Origin of the sequence: Desulfurella sp., assembly GCF_023256235.1 — a bacterium.
In the GTDB taxonomy this organism is placed as follows: Bacteria; Campylobacterota_A; Desulfurellia; order Desulfurellales; family Desulfurellaceae; genus Desulfurella.
The window spans coordinates 17,863-18,149 of sequence record NZ_JAGDWY010000046.1 but is presented as its reverse complement, the minus strand read 5'-3'; the positions used below and the strand labels follow the sequence as shown (position 1 = coordinate 18,149).

The following is a 287-nucleotide window of genomic DNA, read 5'->3' as shown; positions in this document are numbered from 1 at the left end:
TGGAAATCAATAATATACCAATTAATTCGAAGATGTTTGGTCTTTCACCAAGTTGAATCCATGATTCCAAAATAGTTAATATTGGAACAGCAAGTGAACTAAGGCTAGCAGTGTTTACTCTCATTTTTTGCAAAATGTATAGCCACAAAAACCATCCCAGTGCTGTAGCTATAATGCCAGCATATAGTACTGCAAATATTAAATATGAAGAAAAGACTGTTTCTTTTTGTTGAGGTATTAAAAACCAGCTTATTAAAATACCAATAAAGCCAAAAAGCATTTGGTAA

General features: G+C 31.7%; 1 protein-coding gene. It reads right to left on the bottom strand.

The annotated features are described in order from the left end of the window. Window positions 1-280: DMT family transporter (locus tag Q0C22_RS04775; protein ID WP_291492297.1), on the bottom strand; the 280-nt coding region annotated here is incomplete at its 3' end. Between the last annotated feature and the right edge of the window lie 7 nt (window positions 281-287).